Source organism: Tsuneonella mangrovi (assembly GCF_002269345.1).
Taxonomy (GTDB): domain Bacteria; phylum Pseudomonadota; class Alphaproteobacteria; order Sphingomonadales; family Sphingomonadaceae; genus Tsuneonella; species Tsuneonella mangrovi.
This window is the reverse complement of sequence record NZ_CP022889.1, coordinates 173,415-192,567: the sequence shown is the minus strand read 5'-3', so window position 1 is coordinate 192,567 and position 19,153 is coordinate 173,415. Positions and strand designations below refer to the sequence as shown.

Below are 19,153 nucleotides of genomic sequence, written 5' to 3'. Positions count from 1 at the left end.
CTTTGGCGGAGCAGGATCCGCAATTCGATCTGCCAACCGGTGATGAACCGGCAGTAGAGTCGCGCCTCCAGGAAGATGCTACTGAGCGCTCGCTGAGCGACGACCTGTTCGACCTGCTCGACGACGGCAAGACTTATGCCGAAGCAGAGCTACAGTTCCAGAAAACCCGGGCGACATTTGCGCTCGACATGGGGCGCAAGGGTGCGGGCTTCGCCCTCGCCGCGCTGCTGATCCTGCATCTTGCCGTCGTTACGCTGGCGATCGGATCGGTGTTCGCTCTCGCTCCACTGCTGACGCCGTGGGGCGCAACCGCAGTGGTGGTCTGTGTGCTGGTCGTCGCGGCGGTCGTCTTCGGCTTGCTCGCCAAGCGATATTTCGCGCGGCTCGGCAAAGCTTTCGGGGACGAGCGATGAGCGCCAACGAACGCCAGATGGCCGAAGACAAGGCTCTGCGCGATGCCGCCAGGGCGTTGGTCATGGCCGATGTTGCACACATCAAGACCGACCTCGCGCAACGCGGGATTGGCGCGCGCGTCGCAGACCGGATCGGCGACGGCGCGGTCGATGTATTCAAGGAAGCAGTCGAGGTGGCCGAAGATAACCGCGGCGCGCTTGCCGCGATCTTTGGCGCACTTGTCCTGTGGTTCAGCCGCAATCCCATCATGACAATGTTCTCCAGCGACGAGCCGGGCGAAGGGAGCGACCACCCTCCCCGCGCGAAGGAACCCCATTCCCCGGCCGAGCGTTGATCGATCGCGACAAATTGAATTCAGGAGCAGACCCGATGCCCGATCTTCCCGTCCCGATGTCTCCCGAGGACAAGCGCGCCGAACTTCGCGAAAAGATCGAAGCGGCCGAAGCCCGCAATGAAGCCCGAACCCTTGCCGAGCTTGCCCGGGATGCGCGCGACGAAGCGACCGGTTTCGTGAAGGCGCATCCATTCGCGTCAGTGGCAGGCGCGCTCGCCGTTGGGGCCGTGATTGCGGCCATCCTCCCCGGTCCGGGCCGGAGGCTGCGTCAGAAGGTGACCGGGCGCGGTGCTGAACTGGCGGGTGTCGTCGCTGAACTCGGCGTCGCCTACGGCCTGCAAATGCTCGAAAAGGCCAGCGAAGCGGCGCGCGACGGGCAGGACAAGCTCGAAGACCTCGGCGATTCGATCGGCGACGGCGCGCGGAGGGTGCGGCGCGAAGCGGGTTACATGGCCTCCGGGGCGAGCGAGGCTGCACGAATCCTGCGCCGCGAAGCCTCCAAGAAGGCATCGCGCGCGGTTCGCGACCTCAAGACACGCGTTACGCACTGATCCTGCATTCGAATTATTCTGCTGCAATGGAACGCCGCGGGGTTTCCCTTGCGGTCCGCATTCTCTAAGGGCGCGCCCAATCCACTATCGGCGATTCAACAGGGCACCAGCGATGTCGCACACGACAACTTCGAAGCAGCTTCTCCATCTCGTGATGGGTGGGCAGGTCACGGATCCGCGAACGCTCGAGTTCGCCGATCCCAAGGCAATCGACGTGGTGGGCGTCTTTGCCAGTTATGCCGATGCCCTCGACGCATGGCGCGGGGCGGCCCAACGCACAGTCGACGACGCCGAGATGAAATACGTCATCGTCCACCTGCACAAATTACTTGAACCGGACGAAGCCGAGAGCTGAGTTAGAGCGCGGAAAGTACTGCACCAACGACCAAGCCTGCCCCTACCAGAAGCGCTGCACGCTTGCGCCGTTTCGAGCGACGTTCGGTCCAGGCATCTTCATCGAGATACCATCCGCCAGTTGCCGACTTGATGACCCCGCCCTGCTTCAGGCGTTCGAAAGCGCGCAGGCGACGCGAAAAGATCGATTTGAATTCGATCGCGTCCGACGGGCGCAAGGCGTCCGCGGCGATGAATTGCTCGACAACCCGCCGTTCGGCGATCGCGCCTGCAGGAACCGGCATGATCTGTCTCCCACGCGCCGCCATCCGGCACGCGGGAGCACCTTAGATGAATTCGATCTTCTCGACGAGGTAGAACTTGTCGCCCGAGGGCACAGTGACTTCGATCTCGTCACCCACCTGCTTGCTGATCAACGCACGGCCGAGCGGCGAGTTGTAGCTGATCCGCCCGACCTTGGCGTCAGCCTCGGTCTGGCCGACGATCTGGTACTTGATCGGCTTGTCGTCCTCGTCGAGCAGCGTCACGGTCGCGCCGAACACGATCTTGTCGCCCGACATGGTCGTCGGGTCGATGATCTGCGCGCGGCTGACGCGATCCTCGATATCGGCGATCTGCGCCTCGACCTGACCCTGACGCTCTTTCGCGGCATGATATTCGGCGTTTTCCGACAGGTCGCCATGCGCGCGCGCTTCCTCGATCGCATCGACGATCTTCGGGCGTTCGGCACGCAGGGCCTTGAGGTCGGCGGTCAGCCGCTCGTAGCCCTCGGCAAGCATCGGAACCTTTTCCATCGTGGCCATTCCCTGTTTCCTTGTCAGCCGCCCCGGGACAATTCGTCACCGGGCCGCTTCATGGAAACGGCGACAAACCGGTCAGAATGTCGGGGAGGAGCGAATTCGTCTCAGCTATAATAGTCTTGCAACGGTCGCACTTCAAGCTGGCTTGGTTCAACCTGCGTAATCGCCCGCGCGGCGGCGAGGCTGGCGGCAGCTGTCGTGTAATACGGTGTGCGGGTTGCCAGGACCGAAGCACGGATCGACTGTGAATCGAGCAACGACTGCCAACCTTCGGTAGTGTTGAACACCAGATCGACCTCGTGATCGATGATCCGGTCGACGATATGCGGCTGTCCTTCGGCGACCTTGTTGACCCGTTCGACCGGGAGCCCCTGCTCCTCGAGATACCGCTGGGTTCCTCCCGTAGCGACGACCGAAAAACCATAGTCGATCAGCTGCTTCACCGCAGGAAGGATCACCGGCTTGTCGCTGTCCTTGACCGACACGAATAGCACTCCGCTCTTGGGCAGGGTCAGCCCTACCCCCAGCTGCGACTTGAGGAATGCGGTGGAAAAATCGCGGTCGATTCCCATCACTTCGCCGGTCGACTTCATTTCCGGGCTAAGCACCGGGTCTGCACCGGGGAATCGGTTGAACGGGAACATCGCTTCCTTCACCGCCATGTAGTCGAGCTCGCGGCGAAACGGCTCGAAATCGGCCAGCTTCTCGCCCGCCATCACCCGTGCAGCGATCTTGGCGACCGGCTGGCCGATCGCCTTGGCGACGAACGGCACGGTGCGGCTGGCTCGTGGGTTCACCTCGATCAGGTAGACCTCGCCATCCTTCACCGCGAACTGCACGTTCATCAACCCGCGCACGCCGAGCGCCATTGCCAGCGCCTCCGCCTGCCGCTCCATCTCGGCGACGATCTCGGGCGCGAGCGAATACGGCGGCAAAGTCGCTGCGCTGTCGCCCGAGTGGACCCCTGCCTCTTCGATGTGCTGCATCACGCCCGCGACGCGCACTTCGGTGCCGTCGCACAGCGCATCGACGTCGACCTCGATCGCATCGCGCAGGTATTGGTCGACCAGCACCGGGCTATCACCCGAGACGTTGACTGCCGTGGCAATGTAGTCGTCGAGCTGGGCTTCGCTATCGACGATCTCCATCGCCCGCCCGCCAAGCACGTAACTCGGGCGCAGCAGCACCGGATAGCCGATCCGCGCAGCCACTGCGGCGGCCTCGTCGCGGCTCTTGGCGATGCCGTTGAGCGGTTGCTTGAGGTTGAGCTGCGCGACCAACTTGGCGAACCGCTCACGGTCTTCGGCAAGGTCGATCGCATCGGGGCTGGTACCGAGGATAGGAATGCCCTCGTCCTCCAGCGCCTGCGCCAGCTTGAGCGGGGTCTGCCCGCCGAACTGGACGATCACCCCGACCAGTTCGCCCTTCGACTGCTCGACCCGCAAAATTTCGAGCACGTCCTCGGCGGTCAGCGGCTCGAAATAGAGCCGGTCGGAAGTGTCGTAGTCGGTGCTGACCGTCTCCGGGTTGCAGTTGATCATGATCGTCTCGTAGCCCGCTTCGCTGAGCGCGAAGCATGCGTGGACGCAGCAGTAATCGAACTCGATACCCTGCCCGATCCGGTTCGGCCCGCCGCCGAGGATGACGATCTTCCTGGCGTCCGAAGGATTGGCCTCGTCCTCCGGCTCGCCGAAGCTCGGCGCTTCGTAGGTCGAGTACATGTACGGCGTGATCGCTTCGAACTCGGCGGCGCAGCTGTCGATCCGCTTGAACACCGGCAGCACGCCGAGCTTGTGGCGCAGCGCGCGCACTTCCTCTTCGCTGGTCGCCCCGGCCATCGCGCGCAGTGCGTCGTGGAGCAGGCCGGAACGGCGCGCCTGCGTCTCGCCCAGCCCGCCGGCGACCCCGACCGAACGCACCGCCAGAGTCGCCAGCCGCCGGTCGGAAAAGCCCATCGCCTTGAGCTTGCGCAGCTCGGCAGCATCGTTGGGCAGGCCGTTCTCGGAAATGCCCTTTTCCGCTTCGATGATCGCGTGAATCTGGCGCAGGAACCACGGATCGAACCCGGTGATCGCCTGCACATCCTCGACAGTAAAGCCTTCGCGGAAAGCCTGCGCAACGTTGAGCAGCCGATCGGGCGTGCGGCGCGCGAGCGCAGCGGTGATCGCGTCCCTGGTCGCCCCTTCCAGCCCGACCTGGCGGTTGAACCCGTCGAGCCCGGTTTCGAGCCCGCGCAGCGCCTTTTGCACCGATTCCTGGAAGTTGCGGCCGATCGCCATCACTTCGCCGACCGATTTCATCGCGGTCGACAGCGTAGCCTCGGTGCCCTTGAACTTCTCGAACGCGAAGCGCGGGATCTTGGTGACGACGTAGTCGATCGTCGGCTCGAAGCTCGCCGGCGTCGCGCCGGTGATCTCGTTGGTGATCTCGTCGAGCGTGTAGCCAACCGCCAGCTTCGCCGCGACGCGCGCGATGGGAAACCCGGTCGCTTTCGACGCCAGCGCCGAGGAACGGCTGACCCGCGGGTTCATCTCGATCACGATCAGGCGGCCATCCTTCGGATTGACCGCGAACTGCACGTTCGAGCCGCCGGTTTCGACCCCGATTTCGCGCAGGCAGGCGATGCTGGCGCTGCGCATGATCTGGTATTCCTTGTCGGTCAGCGTCAGCGCCGGGGCGACAGTGATCGAATCCCCGGTGTGGACGCCCATCGGATCGACGTTTTCGATCGCGCAGACGATGATGGCGTTGTCGTGGCGATCGCGCACCACCTCCATCTCGTATTCCTTCCACCCGAGCAGCGATTCCTCGATCAGCACTTCGGTTGTGGGCGAGGCGTCGAGCCCTTCGCGCACGATCCGCTCGAACTCGGCCTTGTTGTAGGCGATACCGCCGCCGGTGCCGCCCAGTGTGAAGCTCGGGCGGATGATCGCGGGCAGTCCGGTGCGTTCGAGCACCGCGTAGGCTTCCTCGACCGTGTTGGCGACGCCGCTGCGCGCGCTTTCCAGCCCGATCTTGTCCATCGCCTCGCGGAACCGCTGGCGGTTTTCGGCCTTGTCGATCGCATCGGCATCCGCACCGATCATCTGGACGCCGTATTTCTCCAGCGTCCCGTTGCTCGCCAGCGCCAGCGCGCAGTTGAGCGCGGTCTGCCCGCCCATCGTCGGCAGGACGGCATCGGGCCGCTCCTTCTCGATGATCTTCTCGACGATCGCTGGCGTGATCGGCTCGACATATGTCGCGTCGGCAAACTCGGGATCGGTCATGATCGTCGCCGGGTTGGAGTTCACCAGGATCACCCGGTAGCCCTCCTCCTTCAGCGCCTTGATCGCCTGCGTGCCCGAATAGTCGAACTCGCAGGCCTGGCCGATAACGATCGGCCCGGCGCCGATTACGAGGATGGAGGAGATGTCAGCGCGTTTGGGCATTAGAATACCGAATGAATGATGGTGATGATTGCTGCAGAATTGAGAAAAGCTGTCAGAGGTGCGGAGTTGAGAATGTCCAAAATTATACGCCAAGGTGGATCAGGGGCTTGAACCAAATCATCCAAAGCTCTGGCTCGACTCAACGCATTTTGCCGGTCGCGGTCAGGCATCTCCGCCTGCTCGATCGTCAAGATAAGTGCAGCAGTATTCTCGCGAATTTTGGCAATTCGTTCATTGCCAATCCTTTGTGTCAGGCCAGTCCATTGTGAACTGTCGACAGTTTCGGTTTCGTCACGAAGCCTTTGGAACGACGCGGCTACATCCAAGATCGATTCACTCGTCCCAGCAATCACCGTCCTTAGGATACGCCCTTCATTAAGAAGGCATTGCACCCGGCCCGCTTGCGTAACGCGCAGATTTGCCTTGTTCAGCTGAACTCCCAACAAGGGTTCGTCGAAGTTGATCATTCCGCCTTCTTTCAGGCGAGCAAGTGCGTCTTCAACCTCGCTTCTTTGCTTGTTTCCTGGCTCAATCGCATCATAAAAGTGGAAAGCCCCCCGGTCATCGCCACTGACCGAGAGCAAGCGCCCCAAGATATCATCTTCAAGATCGCCAAAGAGGGGCATCACCCCAACATCCCCACGAACTTCTCGAACAGGTAGAAGCTGTCCTGCGGCCCCGGGCTCGCCTCCGGGTGATACTGCACCCCGAACGCGCGCTTGCCGCTGATGGAAATCCCGCAATTGGATCCGTCGAACAAGCTCACGTGGGTCTGCTCGACCCCCGCAGGCAGCGTATCGGCATCGACCGCGAAGCCGTGGTTCATGCTGGTGATCTCGACGAGGCCGGTGGTCTCGCCCCACCCTTCCCCGACACGCTGGACCGGATGGTTCGCGCCGCGGTGGCCCTGGTGCATCTTCACCGTCTTTGCCCCCGCCGCGATGCCAAGCATCTGGTGACCGAGGCAGATACCGAACAGTGGCACGTCCCGCTCGAGCAGCGCCTTGATCACCGGCACCGCATATTCGCCGGTTGCCGCCGGGTCGCCGGGGCCATTGGAAAGGAACACGCCGTCGGGCTCTAGGGCGAGGATATCCTCCAGCGAGGTTTTCGCCGGGACCACTGTCACCCGCGCGCCCGCTTTCACGAGATTGCGGAAGATATTGTCTTTCGCGCCGTAGTCGATTGCGACCACGTGCGGCCGGTTCTCCCACGCCGCGCGCGAATAACCCTGGCCGAGCGCCCACGGGCCGCCGCCCCATTTCTCGCCCGCTTCGCGCGTGACGCGCACGGCGAGGTCCATCCCCTCCAGCCCCTGCCATTCCTGCGCGCGCCGAAGCAGCGCTGGGATATCGAACTTGCCGCTCGGCTCATGCGCGATCACGGCATTGGGCGCGCCGGACAGGCGGATGCGGCGGGTGAGCGCACGGGTATCGACGCCGGAAAGGCCGATTTTGCCCGCCTTCGCCAGCCAGTCGCCGAACTCCTGCTCGGCGCGGAAATTGGAGGCCGGGGTGACTGCCTCGCGCACCACGCAGCCGACTGCGCCCTCGACCTGCGATTCGACGTCTTCGGCATTCGCGCCGACATTGCCGATATGCGGGAAGGTGAATGTGACGATCTGCCCGGCGTAGGAAGGATCGGTCATCACTTCCTCGTAGCCGGTCATCGCGGTGTTGAAGCACACTTCGCCCACCGCGCTGCCGGTGGCTCCGAAGCCCTTGCCCCAGATCACCGATCCGTCGGCCAGGACGAGGACTCCCGTCGCGCCGTCGGGTTGCGCGCGAGTGTTTGCGGGGTCGGCCATTGGGGGCGCTCCGAGTCAGGGGTTTCCGGCGATGTCGCTAAGACCCAGCCGCTAGGCGCGGTTGGCCGAGCCGTCAACCTGTCCAATCGCGAATATTCCGGCTAAGCGCACCGGCAACGCAACCTATCCACACAGAAAGACCGAAAACCATGCTCCGCGACGATCTCAAGCAGGCCCAGATTGCAGCCATGAAGGGCGGCGACAAGGAACGCCTCGCCGCCGTGCGGCTGATTCTCGCCAAGGTGAAGGATCGCGACATCGAACTGCGCACCGGCAAGGCCCAGGGCGACGACGATGCGGTGATCATCGACGTGCTGCAGAAAATGGCCAAGCAGCGCCGCGAATCGATCCAGATGTACCGCGACGGCGGCCGCGACGAGCTGGCCGACAAGGAAGCGGGCGAGCTGGCGGTGATCGAGGAGTTTCTTCCCCAGCAGATGAGCGAGGCGGAGACCAAGGAGAAGATTGCCGCGATCAAGGCCGAACTCGGTGCGGAAAGCATGAAGGACATGGGCCGCGTGATGGGCGAACTGAAGGCCCGCCACGGCACCCAGCTCGACATGAGCAAGGCCAGCGGCTGGGTGAAGGAAGCGCTTTCCTGAGGCGCACCTGACTCCTCTCGACTTAGCTGTGTGCTAGGGGCACACTGGCTACCCTTTCACCGTTCGTGTCGAGCGTAGTCGAGACACGTTGCCTTGGACTAACCGATGCCCTTCTGGTGTTACATCCTCGAATGCGCCGATGGGGTATACTACACGGGGCACACCGATGACCTGGAACGGCGCATCGCCGAACACAGCGTGGGCGGATTTTGCAGATTCACCTCCGCCCGTCGCCCGGTGGAGCTAATCTGGGCAGACGAATTTCCTACGCGCGAAGAAGCCCTCGCAAGCGAGTTGCGGATCAAAAAATGGTCGCGCGCAAAGAAGGAGGCGCTTGCTGCAGGAGACTGGGGCAAGCTCTCGTTCTATTCGAAACCTCCGCGCGAGCGCCTCTCGACTTCGCTCGAGGCGAACGGCTGTTGTGGCAGTCATTCCCATTCCGTTCGTATCGAGCGTAGTCGAGACACCAAGCGGGCAGACAACTGATGCTCTCACCCCAATGGCTTGATGAACTGCGTGCGCGGGTGACGCTTTCGAGCGTTATCGGCCGCACGACCAAGCTGCAGAAGGCGGGACACGAATGGAAGGCGTGCTGCCCATTCCACAATGAGAAGACGCCAAGCTTCACGGTTTCCGATCAAAAAGGGTTCTACCACTGCTTCGGTTGCGGGGCGCACGGCGACGTGATCCGGTGGATGACGGACCAGCGCGGGCTGTCGTTCATGGATGCAGTGAAGGAACTCGCCGCCGAAGCCGGGATGGAAGTCCCCGCCCCCGATCCGCGCGCAGCGCAGCAGGCCGAACAGCGCGCGACGCTCAATGATGTGTGCGAGGCGGCGCAGGCGTGGTTCGTCGCGAGCCTTGCAGGCGAACGCGGGGGCCATGCCCGCGAGTATCTCGCCAAGCGCGGGTTCAATGCGCGCACGATCGAGCGATTCGGCTTCGGCTATGCCCCGGTCGACCGGCAGGCGCTCAAGGCCGCGGTCTCGCAGTTCGAGGAACCGCTGCTGATCGAGGCGGGCCTGCGCATCGCGGTCGATGACAAGGAACCCTACGATCGGTTTCGCGACCGGCTGATGCTGCCGATCCAGGATGCGCGCGGCCGGGTGATCGGCTTCGGCGGGCGGATCCTGCAGGCCGACAGCAAGGCACCCAAGTATCTCAACAGCCCCGACACTCCGCTGTTCGACAAGGGGCGCACGCTCTACAACTTGCACCGCGCCGGGCCGGCCAGCCGCCAGACCAAGCGCATGGTGGTGGTCGAAGGCTACATGGACGTGATCGCACTCGCTGCAGCGGGGATGGAAGATGCGGTCGCGCCGATGGGCACCGCGCTCACCGATCGGCAACTCGCACTGCTGTGGCGCATGGTCGACACGCCGATCCTGTGCTTCGACGGCGACGCGGCGGGCCAGCGCGCAGCAATGCGTGCGATCCAGCGTGCTTTGCCCTTGTTGCAGCCGGGCCACTCGCTGGGGATTGTCCGCTTGCCCACCGGACTCGATCCGGACGACCTGATCAAGCAAAGCGGCGCGAAGGCGATGGAGGAGTTGCTCGCCAGCCCCGCCTCGTTGCTCGACACTTTGTGGGAGGCGGAGCGCAATGCCCAGCCGCTGAACACGCCGGAGGACAAGGCCGGCCTGAAGGCCCGGCTCCTCACCCATGTCGACACGATCGAGCACCCTGACATCAAGGCGCTTTACCGCCGCGAACTTCTCGAGAAGTTTTCCGCCTTCGCGTTCCCGCCCCGCGCTGCCCGATCGCAACGCGACTGGAAAAGCGGGATCGCCAAGCCGGCCGCTCCGCCACTTTCTCCAGAGGCAGCATCGCGCCTCAGGGCCGTCACCGGTGGCGGTGCGCGCGACGGACTGGCGGCGGCAGTGATTGCCGGGCTCCTGCGCTTTCCTGACCAGATTCTCGCCCATGCCGACGAGCTCCATCGGTTCGCCAACCATGACGGCAGAATCGGTCCTGCAATAGATTCGTTGATTGAAGCGGCCGAAATGCTTGATCCCGGCAGCGAAACGCCCATATCGGCTCCACAGGGCTTGTCGCCGCCACCGGATAACACCCGTTTCGCCTTCCTGCGAGAAGGCACCGATCCGCAAGAGGCGCGCGAGGTTCTGGCTGAAGCCATATCGCTGCTGGTCGAAAGACCTGCGCTGGAGGCTGCTATCGAAGCAGCTACGGCGCGGTTCGAGGCCGATCCCGAAGGTTCGTTTGCCGAACAAAAACGCCTGAGGGAACGAATGCTGGAAAATCAGCGGCGACTAGGGCAAATGGCGAGCAAACGGGCCGCGCAGGCGGCTCATGATGATTCAGACGTTCCGACAGCGGATAAACCCCGCCAACCGGACGAAAGCACGGGTTGATACTGGACCAGATGGCAAGCGACGACGGCAACGGCAAGGACGACGCCCCCCTCATCGATCTCAACGAAGCTTCGATCAAGAAGCTGATTACCCGCGCCAAGCGGCGCGGCTACGTGACGGTCGACGAACTCAACGAGGCGCTCCCGCAAGACCAGCTCTCTTCGGAGCAGATCGAGGACGTGATGTCAGCGATCAGCGAGATGGGCGTCAATATCGTCGAGAAGGACGAGGACGCCGAGGACGACAGTGACAGCGACGACGACGTCGAGGAACTGGGAGCGTCCGACGACAACGAAGACGAAACGGCGACTGCCAAGAAGGCCAAGCCCGCCGCCAAGAAGAAGGAAACCGTCGAGCGCACCGACGATCCGGTGCGGATGTACCTGCGCGAAATGGGCGCGGTCGAACTGCTCAGCCGCGAGGGCGAAATCGCCATCGCCAAGCGGATCGAGGCCGGACGCGACACGATGATCATCGGTCTGTGCGAAAGCCCGATCACCTTCCATGCGATCATCCAATGGTCCGAAGCGCTCAACAACGAAGAGATGCAACTGCGCGAAATCCTCGATCTCGATGCCATGCTGTCCAAGGAGCCGCCCGTCGACAAGATGGAGGAAGGCGCCGAGGACGATGACGACGACGGCGAAATTTCCGAAGCGACCGCTGGCCCCTCGATCCGCGATGACGACGAAGTCGAAGATCACGAAGACGAAGACAGCGACGACGAGGATGGCGAGGAAGGTTCGTCCAAGCGCCGCGAGGAAGATGACGAGGAAGACAACACCCTCTCGCTCGCGCAGATGGAAGCCGCGCTGAAGCCCGAGGCGCTCGAACGGTTCGAACGCATCACCAAGCTGTTCAAGAAGTTCGAGAAGCTGCAGGCCGAACGGGTCGAGGTTCTAGGCCAGGGCGATGAATTCTCGCCAGCCAAGGAAAAGAAGTATGAAGCTCTCCGCGAAGAGTTGACCGCCGAGGTCGAAAGCGTGCAGTTCCACGCGACCAAGATCGAATTCCTGGTCGACAATCTTTATGCCTTCAACCGCCGTCTGACTGCGCTCGGCGGACAGATGCTTCGCCTGGCCGAGCGGCACAAGGTCAAGCGCACCGAATTCCTTGCTGCCTATATCGGCAACGAACTCGATGACGCGTGGCTTACCGCCAACGCCAAGAAGGACAAGAAATGGGCTGCCTTCGCCGATAAGGAGGCCGAAGCGGTAGAGCGCATCCGCGCCGAGATCGCCGATATCGCCAGCCAGACCGGCATGGCGCTGCCCGAGTTCCGCCGGATCGTAAACATGGTCCAGAAGGGTGAACGCGAGGCGCGCATCGCCAAGAAGGAAATGGTCGAGGCGAACCTGCGCCTGGTGATTTCAATCGCCAAGAAATATACCAACAGGGGCCTGCAATTCCTTGATCTTATTCAGGAAGGCAACATCGGCCTGATGAAGGCGGTCGACAAGTTCGAGTACCGCCGCGGCTACAAGTTCAGCACCTATGCTACCTGGTGGATCCGCCAGGCGATCACCCGCTCGATCGCCGACCAGGCGCGCACGATCCGCATTCCGGTGCATATGATCGAGACGATCAACAAGCTGGTCCGCACGAGCCGGCAATTCCTCCACGAGCAGGGCCGCGAGCCGACGCCGGAAGAAATGGCCGAGCGCCTCTCGATGCCGCTCGAAAAGGTCCGCAAGGTGATGAAGATCGCCAAGGAGCCGATCAGCCTCGAAACCCCGATCGGCGATGAGGAAGATTCGCACCTCGGCGATTTCATCGAGGACAAGAACGCGATCATCCCGGTCGATGCCGCGATCCAGTCGAACCTCAAGGAAACCGTCACCCGCGTCTTGGCGTCACTCACCCCGCGCGAGGAGCGTGTGCTGCGTATGCGGTTCGGCATCGGCATGAACACCGATCACACGCTCGAAGAAGTCGGCCAGCAGTTCTCGGTGACTCGCGAACGCATCCGCCAGATCGAAGCGAAGGCGCTGCGCAAGCTCAAGCACCCGAGCCGCAGCCGCAAGATGCGCAGCTTCCTCGATCAGTAGGCGGACGGATTAGATTTGGGGCACGCGGCAGACAGCCGCGTTTCGCACTATCCGTTGAACGAAATCGTGATCGCAACGTCCTCCGGGCGTGTGCCGGCGACCTCGGCGATCTTCGCCTTGTAGTATTCGAGCGTCTCGCGAAGCCCGCCATTGGGACGAAGGCCATCGCCTGCGTCTGGCGAAGCGGCCCCGAACATCAGTTCCTGGACCGAGCATTCGAAAATCTCAGCGAGTTGTTCGAGCGATGCCGTTCGCGGATGAGAGCCGTCCTTCTCCCAGTTCCAGACGGTCACCTTCGAGACACCAAGCTGGCGCGCCAGGTGCGCCTGGTTGATCGATCGGGCAAGGCGCAAGCGCCGCAAGCGCATTCCGAAGGTCTCGTCTTCGTTCGCCGTAGCAGGCTTCTGCGGCAAGACGGTTGGCATGACCATCGTTTCTGCGGTCAATGATTCGATTGCATCACTGCTCAACGGCACGACGAATTCGCAGCCATGCGACTGGCCATCGCGCCAAACGACCTTGGCGGTCACATCTTTTCCATTGGGTAGCGCGACAACGATCGTGCTGCCTTCATCGAGGACGGCTTTGCTCTCAAGCAGAAGCGAGTTCTCCGAAACCGCTTTGACGCGACACGCTTGAGCCGCGGGCGGTGTGCCCTTTGTAGCATCGATAAATGACAGCCCGTGCGCACCCGAGCGCGCGGCAGGTTGCTCTCCTTCTTGGGAGAGGCTTGCGTTCCAGTACATTTGCGACCCTATTTTTCTCTGGGTGTAGGCAATCCGTTAGGCGCTAATATCGCTCGAAACAAGGCGACGGCCTCAAGGTTCCCTAGTTTCGCAATTTAGGCAGGAAATTCAACGCACCGAAGCCTTGCTCGAATGTCGTGAGTTGAAGACCCGCGACTACGGACCTGACAGCGACTCGCGCCTGGCCAACGATGTGACGAAAAGTTGCCTCGCGAGGGTGGAGTGACGGCGCGGATTTCCCTATGCGCGCGGCATGAGAATCGCCATCGCATCGGATCACGCCGCCCTGTCGCTCAAGGCCAGCCTGCTCGAATGGTTGGTCGAGCAAGGTCACGAGGTTGCCGACTTGGGACCGTACGACGGCGACAGCGTCGACTATCCCGATTTCGGTTACAAGCTCGCGGCCGTAGTGGCCGAAGGAACCGCTGAGCGCGGAATTGCCCTGTGCGGCTCCGGGATCGGTATTTCGATCTCCGTCAATCGCAATCCTGCGGTGCGCTGCGCACTGGTCTCCGAACCGCTTTCGGCTTCGCTCGCCCGCGAACACAACGATGCCAATTGCATCGCGATGGGTGCGCGCCTTACCGGGGTCGACATGGCCAAGGCATGCGTCACCGCGTTCCTCGAAACCGAATTTGCCGGCGGGCGACACCAGCGCCGCGTCGACAAGCTTTCCAACCCCACGTTCTCCTGAACCAAGGAACCGGCATGACCACAACCACCGCCGACCGTCCCGCCGCCGCACCGGACATGACCCGCTTTTGGGGTGATGATTTGCAATCGGCCGATCCTGAGATCTACGCCGCCGTCCAGAACGAGCTGGAGCGCCAGAGGACCAAGATCGAGCTGATTGCCAGCGAGAACATCGCCAGCAAGGCAGTGCTCGAAGCTGCCGGTAGCGTGTTCACCAACAAGTACGCCGAGGGTTACCCCGGCAAGCGTTACTACGGCGGGTGCGAATATGCCGATGTGGTCGAAACGCTGGCCATCGAGCGCGCCAAGCAGTTGTTCGGCTGCGAATTTGCCAACGTGCAACCCAATTCGGGCAGCCAGATGAACCAGGCGGTGTTCCTCGCGCTGCTCCAGCCGGGCGACACATTCATGGGGCTGGACCTCAATTCGGGCGGGCACCTGACGCATGGTTCGCCGGTCAACATGAGCGGCAAGTGGTTCAACCCCGTGAGCTATGGCGTTCGCCGCGAAGACGAGCTGATCGACATGGATGCAGTGATGGCGACCGCGAAGGAGCATAAGCCCAAGCTGATCATTGCGGGCGGCACAGCCTATTCGCGCATTTGGGACTGGGCAGCGTTCCGCAAGGTAGCCGACGAAGTCGGCGCATACCTGATGGTCGACATGAGCCACATTTCGGGCCTTGTGGCGGGCGGCGCGCACCCCTCCCCCTTCCCCCACGCCCATGTCGTGACGACCACCACACACAAGAGCCTGCGCGGCCCGCGTTCCGGAGTGATCCTGTGGAACGATGAGGCACTGACCAAGCCGCTCAACATGGCGGTGTTCCCGGGGCTGCAAGGCGGCCCGCTGATGCACATCGTCGCTGCCAAGGCGGTTGCCTTCGCAGAGGCGCTGCGGCCCGATTTCAAGGATTACGCGGCCCGCGTGATCGCGAATGCCCGGGCAATGGCCGAAGGTATCGAGGCAGGCGGCTTGCGGGTGGTTTCGGGCGGGACCGACAATCACTCGATGCTGGTCGACCTGACCGCGAAGGACGTGACCGGCAAGGATGCCGAAAAGGGCCTCGATCGGGCTTGGCTCACGTGCAACAAGAATGGTATTCCCTACGACACGCGAAGCCCGTTCGTGACCAGCGGCATTCGCCTGGGTTCGCCCGCCGGGACCACCCGCGGGTTCGGCCCGGACGAGTTCCGCCAGATCGGCGGGCTGATCGCCGAAGTCGTCGATGGGTTGTCCAAGAACGGTGCCGAAGGCGATGCGCAAATCGAAGAAAGCGTGCGCCGCCGGGTTGGCGAGTTGTGCGCGGCGTTCCCCGTCTATCCCGGGAGGTGAGGCAAATGGCTGGTAACAATGACGGACAGGACTGGGTCGAGGATCTCAAGACCGAAGTTTCGGGCATGGCCAAGGAAGGGATGCACCATCCCGGCACCAAACCTGTCCTTGCAGGAGCAGCCATCGGCGCACTCGCAGGTGGGCTTCTGCCGATCGTAACCTGGCCGGTCGGTCTCGCCGCTGGCGTCGGCATCGCGCTTTACAACCGCATCAAGAAGTAAGTCGCCGCGAATGCGCTGTCCATTCTGTGCCCATGACGATTCGCAGGTCAAGGACAGCCGCCCGACCGAAGACAACACCGCGATCCGCCGTCGCCGCCAGTGCGAGAGCTGCGGCGCGCGCTTCACGACTTTCGAGCGGGTGCAGTTGCGCGACGTCACGATCGTCAAATCGGGCGACCGGCGCGAACCGTTCGAGCGGGCCAAGATCGAACAGTCGGTTGCCCTGGCTTGCCGCAAACGCGGAATCGACCAGGAACGGATCGACCAGCTCGTGTCGGGCATCCAACGACAGGTAGAAACTGCAGGGGACGGCGAGATTGCCTCGGCCCGGATCGGCGAGATGGTGATGGACGGACTGCGCCAGCTCGACAGCGTCGCGTACATCCGCTTCGCCAGCGTCTATCGCGACTTTTCCGAAGCGAGGGACTTCGAGGAATTTGCCAGCACTGTGCGCGATGCTGGAAAGGGCTGACCCTCCCGTCATCGTGCTGGTCCGCCCGCAGCTGGGCGAGAATATCGGCAAGGCCGCGCGAGCGATGCTCAATTTCGGGCTGACCGAAATGCGGCTGGTGACTCCGCGCGACGGTTGGCCGAACCCCTCTGCCGGGCCCGCTGCCTCAGGTGCGGACTCGATCCTCGAAAACGCCAAGGTGTTCGAAAGCGTCGCCGACGCTGTAGCCGATTGCGCGAACGTCTACGCGACTACTGTGCGCAAACGCGGGGTGACCAAGCCGGTCGTCACACCCGAGCAGGCCTCGCGCGAGATCCACACTCAACCGGGCCGCAGCGCAATCCTGTTCGGACCCGAACGTTCGGGGTTGGAAACATCGGACGTCGCCCTGGCCCGGGCGATCCTCACAGTGCCGATCAATCCGGAGTTCGGTTCGCTCAACCTTGCGCAAGCGGTGATCCTGTGCGCCTACGAATGGTCCAAAGGGGTAGATCTCGCCACGCCCACTACGGAAGACCTGCTTCCCCCTGCCCCGCAGGAAGAGCTGGAAGGGCTGATCGGACACATTGAAACGCTGCTCGGACCCAAGGGTTATTTCTTCCCGGAATCGCGTGCCGAAGCGACCCGGCTCACACTGCGCAACGTGCTCACAAAGCCCGGCTGGAACCACCTGGAGGTGCGGACCTTGCGCGGCGTGCTGAGCGCACTTGAAAAACCACCACGGAATTAGGCGCGCATCTCGTCCCAATGCCCGAATTCGTAGGCGATCGAGCACTCGACCAGCCGATCCCAGATTTCCGCCAGCGCATCTTCGGGTAGGCCGCGCCCTGCGGCATCGCGCTTCACGTTGGCGATCACTTCGGCCTTGCGCACTTCATCGCGCACCTCGCCGCGCGCCTGCTTGATGCGGGCGGCGGCGCGCATGTAGCCGAATCGGCGGTCGAGCAGGTCCATCAGCGCACGGTCGGTCGCGTCCACTCCCGCGCGAACCTCGGCCATAGTCCGGCAGTCATCGGGCAGAATGATTTGCTTGTTCATGCCGCCAGCCCCTGCCGCGCCTTGCCCCCGATGTCGAGCATCTATCTGCCGACTTGACCCAAAGGCATAAACTGCTACTGGCGCGCCTTCGCAATTGGCCCCGCATCCCGGTGAAGCGGTGGCCGCGCAAGGCAACGGGCCTTGCGGGCGATGCCGGGTTGAAGCCTTGGCCCCAGTTCATGGTGAATTGGGGGGCAAGGACAGCAGATTGAAGGAACGTCTCATGACGAAGCGCACCAGCGCCAAGCACAAACTCGACCGCCGGATGGGCGAAAACATCTGGGGTCGTCCGAATTCCCCGGTCAACCGCCGCTCCTACGGCCCCGGCCAGCACGGCCAGCGCCGCAAGGGCAAGATGAGCGACTTCGGCCTCCAGCTGCGCGCCAAGCAGAAGCTCAAGGGCTACTACGGCGACGTGACCGAGAAGCAGTTCAAGCGCACCTACCAGGAAGCGTCGCGCATGAAGGGTGACACGGGCCAGAACCTGATCGGCCTGCTCGAGCGCCGGCTGGACATGGTTGTCTACCGCGCCAAGTTCGCGCCGACGATCTTTGCTGCCCGCCAGATCGTTTCGCACGGCCACATCCGCGTGAACGGCGTGAAGTGCAACATCGCCAGCCGCCGCATTAATGTCGGCGACGTGATCTCGCTGGGCGACAAGGCCAAGGAAATGGCGCTGATCATCGAAGCGCAGAGCCTGCCCGAGCGCGACATTCCCGACTACGTTGCGCCTGACGGCACCGACAAGGTCACCTACACCCGCGTTCCGACGCTGGAAGAAGTGCCCTACCCGGTGACGATGGAGCCGAACTTGGTGGTCGAATTCTACTCGCGCTGATCGAGCGAACACGCAGAACACGAAGGGCGGCCCGAGTGGCCGCCCTTTTTCGTTTCTGGCGACAGCCCGCGTCAGAGGAGCGGCGCCGCTCCTCCCGTCAAAGGCTTCGACAAGGAATCGGGCAGCCCGAAACGATCTGCCGCCCGCTCTACCCACGCCCTCGCCCGTGCGATTTCCGGCGCAAGTCGGTCGATCGCTTCCGCTTCACGGGCGATTCGCACTTCCGGATCGTAATCGAGTGCCGGGTTCTTCGAATAGGAATGGAACAGCTCGCCGCTTACGAGCGAGACCGCTTCGCTCTCCGACAATTCGACGCCGAAAAGCTTCGCGGCCGCGACGAGGACCGGTACGGGATCGTCGAACAAGCGCGAAGCCTCGAGCGAGGCGGTATTGGGGTACGACAAGACCTGTTCGAACGCCTTGATTTGCACGAACCATAACGCCGCAGCGAATTCGGCTGCGCACTGAGGGTTATTACCTTCGCAAATCGGGTTTCCCGCCAGTCGGAGCTCTTGTGAAACCCGGTCGGTCCAATCGACGTGCCCGGGGGTACGCAAGATGGCGGCGACGTAGTTGATCAGCGGAAAATGCAGGGTGATTGCCGGAGCGTCCGGGCGCATTCGCATAAGCTCGTCCGCAATCAGATTAACCGGTACGTTCGCCTTCACGATGACGGGAGTTTCGCGGTCCCATCGCTTGGACAGCATGAACGCGATCGCGCGAAGCAAGGCCTTGTCATCGTCACCCAGACCCCCTGGTTGACCCGCCCGCACACCAATCCGTCGAAGCGCCGCCGGTTCCCGCAGCACAAGGCTGCGCCCAATTTGATCGAGCGCGCGCGCCAGTAGGGTCGAGCCACATTGGGCGACGTGGAATATCCAACCCGTCGCGGCTCGACCGTGATTGGTGTCAAAAGTGGCATTTCCGACCAGCTGGACAAGTTGGTCCAGCGGCACCCGCATTGCTCCTTGAGCTTTGTGACGGATGCGTCCGTCGAGGAATATCGAGCGGTGAAAATTGTCCCGCGTCATTTGCAGGATGTGCGCCGAGGTTTCATCGAACTCGAGCAGAAAGAGACCCGGATCCGTAAGTAGTTCTTGTGCCGTAAATGCCATCGGCGG

The 19,153-nt window shown here is 62.8% G+C and carries 22 protein-coding genes; 14 read left to right on the top strand and 8 right to left on the bottom strand.

Annotated features, from left to right (window positions below):
- Positions 1-2: 2 nt before the first annotated feature.
- The 4 genes from CJO11_RS00935 to CJO11_RS00920 all read left to right on the top strand — a co-directional run bounded on the left by CJO11_RS00935 (position 3) and on the right by CJO11_RS00920 (position 1,654).
- Complete coding sequence (locus CJO11_RS00935; RefSeq protein ID WP_169829108.1) at positions 3-413, top strand: phage holin family protein; 411 nt, start codon at positions 3-5, stop codon at positions 411-413.
- Positions 410-748 (top strand): hypothetical protein, encoded by a 339-nt coding sequence (locus tag CJO11_RS00930; protein ID WP_095011025.1) that lies wholly within the window; start codon positions 410-412, stop codon positions 746-748. The genes CJO11_RS00935 and CJO11_RS00930 overlap by 4 nt, the downstream gene beginning before the upstream one ends.
- A 35-nt stretch (positions 749-783) precedes the next feature.
- Entirely contained in the window at positions 784-1,299 is a 516-nt protein-coding gene (locus CJO11_RS00925) for a hypothetical protein (RefSeq protein WP_150124951.1), read from the top strand.
- Positions 1,300-1,411: 112 nt separating this feature from the next.
- Positions 1,412-1,654 (top strand): DUF4170 domain-containing protein, encoded by a 243-nt coding sequence (locus CJO11_RS00920; RefSeq protein WP_095011023.1) that lies wholly within the window; start codon positions 1,412-1,414, stop codon positions 1,652-1,654.
- 1 nt (position 1,655) lies between these two features.
- Here CJO11_RS00920 and CJO11_RS00915 read toward each other — a convergent pair whose 3' ends face one another.
- The 5 genes from CJO11_RS00915 to carA all read right to left on the bottom strand — a co-directional run bounded on the left by CJO11_RS00915 (position 1,656) and on the right by carA (position 7,688).
- The gene (locus CJO11_RS00915; protein ID WP_150124950.1) at positions 1,656-1,937 is read right to left on the bottom strand and encodes a hypothetical protein; all 282 of its coding nucleotides are present in this window, start codon (positions 1,935-1,937) and stop codon (positions 1,656-1,658) included.
- 42 nt (positions 1,938-1,979) lie between these two features.
- Positions 1,980-2,456 carry a transcription elongation factor GreA gene (gene greA / locus CJO11_RS00910; protein WP_095011021.1) on the bottom strand — a complete coding sequence of 159 codons (477 nt, stop codon included), beginning with the start codon at positions 2,454-2,456 and terminating at the stop codon, positions 1,980-1,982.
- A gap of 101 nt (positions 2,457-2,557) precedes the next feature.
- Positions 2,558-5,881, bottom strand: a complete 3,324-nt coding sequence (gene carB, locus CJO11_RS00905) for a carbamoyl-phosphate synthase large subunit (protein WP_095011020.1) — start codon at positions 5,879-5,881, stop codon at positions 2,558-2,560.
- On the bottom strand, positions 5,881-6,507 hold the full coding sequence (locus tag CJO11_RS00900; protein WP_095011019.1) for a hypothetical protein: 627 nt from the start codon (positions 6,505-6,507) through the stop codon (positions 5,881-5,883). The genes carB and CJO11_RS00900 overlap by 1 nt, the downstream gene beginning before the upstream one ends.
- Positions 6,507-7,688 carry a glutamine-hydrolyzing carbamoyl-phosphate synthase small subunit gene (carA, locus tag CJO11_RS00895; RefSeq protein WP_095011018.1) on the bottom strand — a complete coding sequence of 394 codons (1,182 nt, stop codon included), beginning with the start codon at positions 7,686-7,688 and terminating at the stop codon, positions 6,507-6,509. The genes CJO11_RS00900 and carA overlap by 1 nt, the downstream gene beginning before the upstream one ends.
- 149 nt (positions 7,689-7,837) lie before the next feature.
- On the opposite strand from carA, the gene CJO11_RS00890 reads away from it, so the two are divergent.
- The 4 genes from CJO11_RS00890 (at position 7,838) to rpoD (ending at position 12,710) form a co-directional block, all read left to right on the top strand.
- Positions 7,838-8,290, top strand: a complete 453-nt coding sequence (locus tag CJO11_RS00890) for a GatB/YqeY domain-containing protein (RefSeq protein ID WP_095011017.1) — start codon at positions 7,838-7,840, stop codon at positions 8,288-8,290.
- A 105-nt stretch (positions 8,291-8,395) separates the two neighbouring features.
- Positions 8,396-8,776 carry a GIY-YIG nuclease family protein gene (locus CJO11_RS00885; protein WP_095011016.1) on the top strand — a complete coding sequence of 127 codons (381 nt, stop codon included), beginning with the start codon at positions 8,396-8,398 and terminating at the stop codon, positions 8,774-8,776.
- Positions 8,776-10,662, top strand: coding sequence for a DNA primase (gene dnaG, locus CJO11_RS00880; RefSeq protein WP_095011015.1), 1,887 nt, complete (start codon positions 8,776-8,778; stop codon positions 10,660-10,662). The genes CJO11_RS00885 and dnaG overlap by 1 nt, the downstream gene beginning before the upstream one ends.
- Before the next feature lie 11 nt (positions 10,663-10,673).
- Positions 10,674-12,710 (top strand): RNA polymerase sigma factor RpoD, encoded by a 2,037-nt coding sequence (gene rpoD, locus CJO11_RS00875; protein WP_095011014.1) that lies wholly within the window; start codon positions 10,674-10,676, stop codon positions 12,708-12,710.
- Between the two features lie 47 nt (positions 12,711-12,757).
- Here rpoD and CJO11_RS00870 read toward each other — a convergent pair whose 3' ends face one another.
- On the bottom strand, positions 12,758-13,456 hold the full coding sequence (locus CJO11_RS00870; RefSeq protein WP_095011013.1) for a helix-turn-helix transcriptional regulator: 699 nt from the start codon (positions 13,454-13,456) through the stop codon (positions 12,758-12,760).
- Between the two features lie 253 nt (positions 13,457-13,709).
- On the opposite strand from CJO11_RS00870, the gene rpiB reads away from it, so the two are divergent.
- The 5 genes from rpiB to CJO11_RS00845 are packed head-to-tail and all read left to right on the top strand — an operon-like array spanning position 13,710 to position 16,886.
- Positions 13,710-14,150, top strand: coding sequence for a ribose 5-phosphate isomerase B (rpiB, locus tag CJO11_RS00865; protein ID WP_095011012.1), 441 nt, complete (start codon positions 13,710-13,712; stop codon positions 14,148-14,150).
- Positions 14,151-14,164: 14 nt separating this feature from the next.
- Entirely contained in the window at positions 14,165-15,484 is a 1,320-nt protein-coding gene (gene glyA / locus CJO11_RS00860; protein ID WP_095011011.1) for a serine hydroxymethyltransferase, read from the top strand.
- A gap of 5 nt (positions 15,485-15,489) precedes the next feature.
- On the top strand, positions 15,490-15,705 hold the full coding sequence (locus CJO11_RS00855; protein WP_095011010.1) for a hypothetical protein: 216 nt from the start codon (positions 15,490-15,492) through the stop codon (positions 15,703-15,705).
- A gap of 10 nt (positions 15,706-15,715) precedes the next feature.
- Entirely contained in the window at positions 15,716-16,177 is a 462-nt protein-coding gene (nrdR, locus tag CJO11_RS00850) for a transcriptional regulator NrdR (protein ID WP_095011009.1), read from the top strand.
- Complete coding sequence (locus tag CJO11_RS00845; protein WP_095011008.1) at positions 16,161-16,886, top strand: RNA methyltransferase; 726 nt, start codon at positions 16,161-16,163, stop codon at positions 16,884-16,886. The genes nrdR and CJO11_RS00845 overlap by 17 nt, the downstream gene beginning before the upstream one ends.
- On the opposite strand, the gene CJO11_RS00840 is transcribed toward CJO11_RS00845, so the two are convergent.
- Positions 16,883-17,194 (bottom strand): chorismate mutase, encoded by a 312-nt coding sequence (locus CJO11_RS00840; RefSeq protein ID WP_095011007.1) that lies wholly within the window; start codon positions 17,192-17,194, stop codon positions 16,883-16,885. The two genes, CJO11_RS00845 and CJO11_RS00840, sit on opposite strands and share 4 nt — an antisense overlap.
- 223 nt (positions 17,195-17,417) lie before the next feature.
- On the opposite strand from CJO11_RS00840, the gene rpsD reads away from it, so the two are divergent.
- A complete protein-coding gene (gene rpsD / locus CJO11_RS00835; RefSeq protein WP_095011006.1) occupies positions 17,418-18,032 on the top strand; it encodes a 30S ribosomal protein S4 in 615 nt (204 codons plus the stop codon).
- 71 nt (positions 18,033-18,103) lie between these two features.
- On the opposite strand, the gene CJO11_RS00830 is transcribed toward rpsD, so the two are convergent.
- Positions 18,104-19,147: a hypothetical protein gene (locus CJO11_RS00830; protein WP_150124949.1), complete on the bottom strand. Its 1,044-nt coding sequence runs from the start codon at positions 19,145-19,147 to the stop codon at positions 18,104-18,106.
- Between the last annotated feature and the right edge of the window lie 6 nt (positions 19,148-19,153).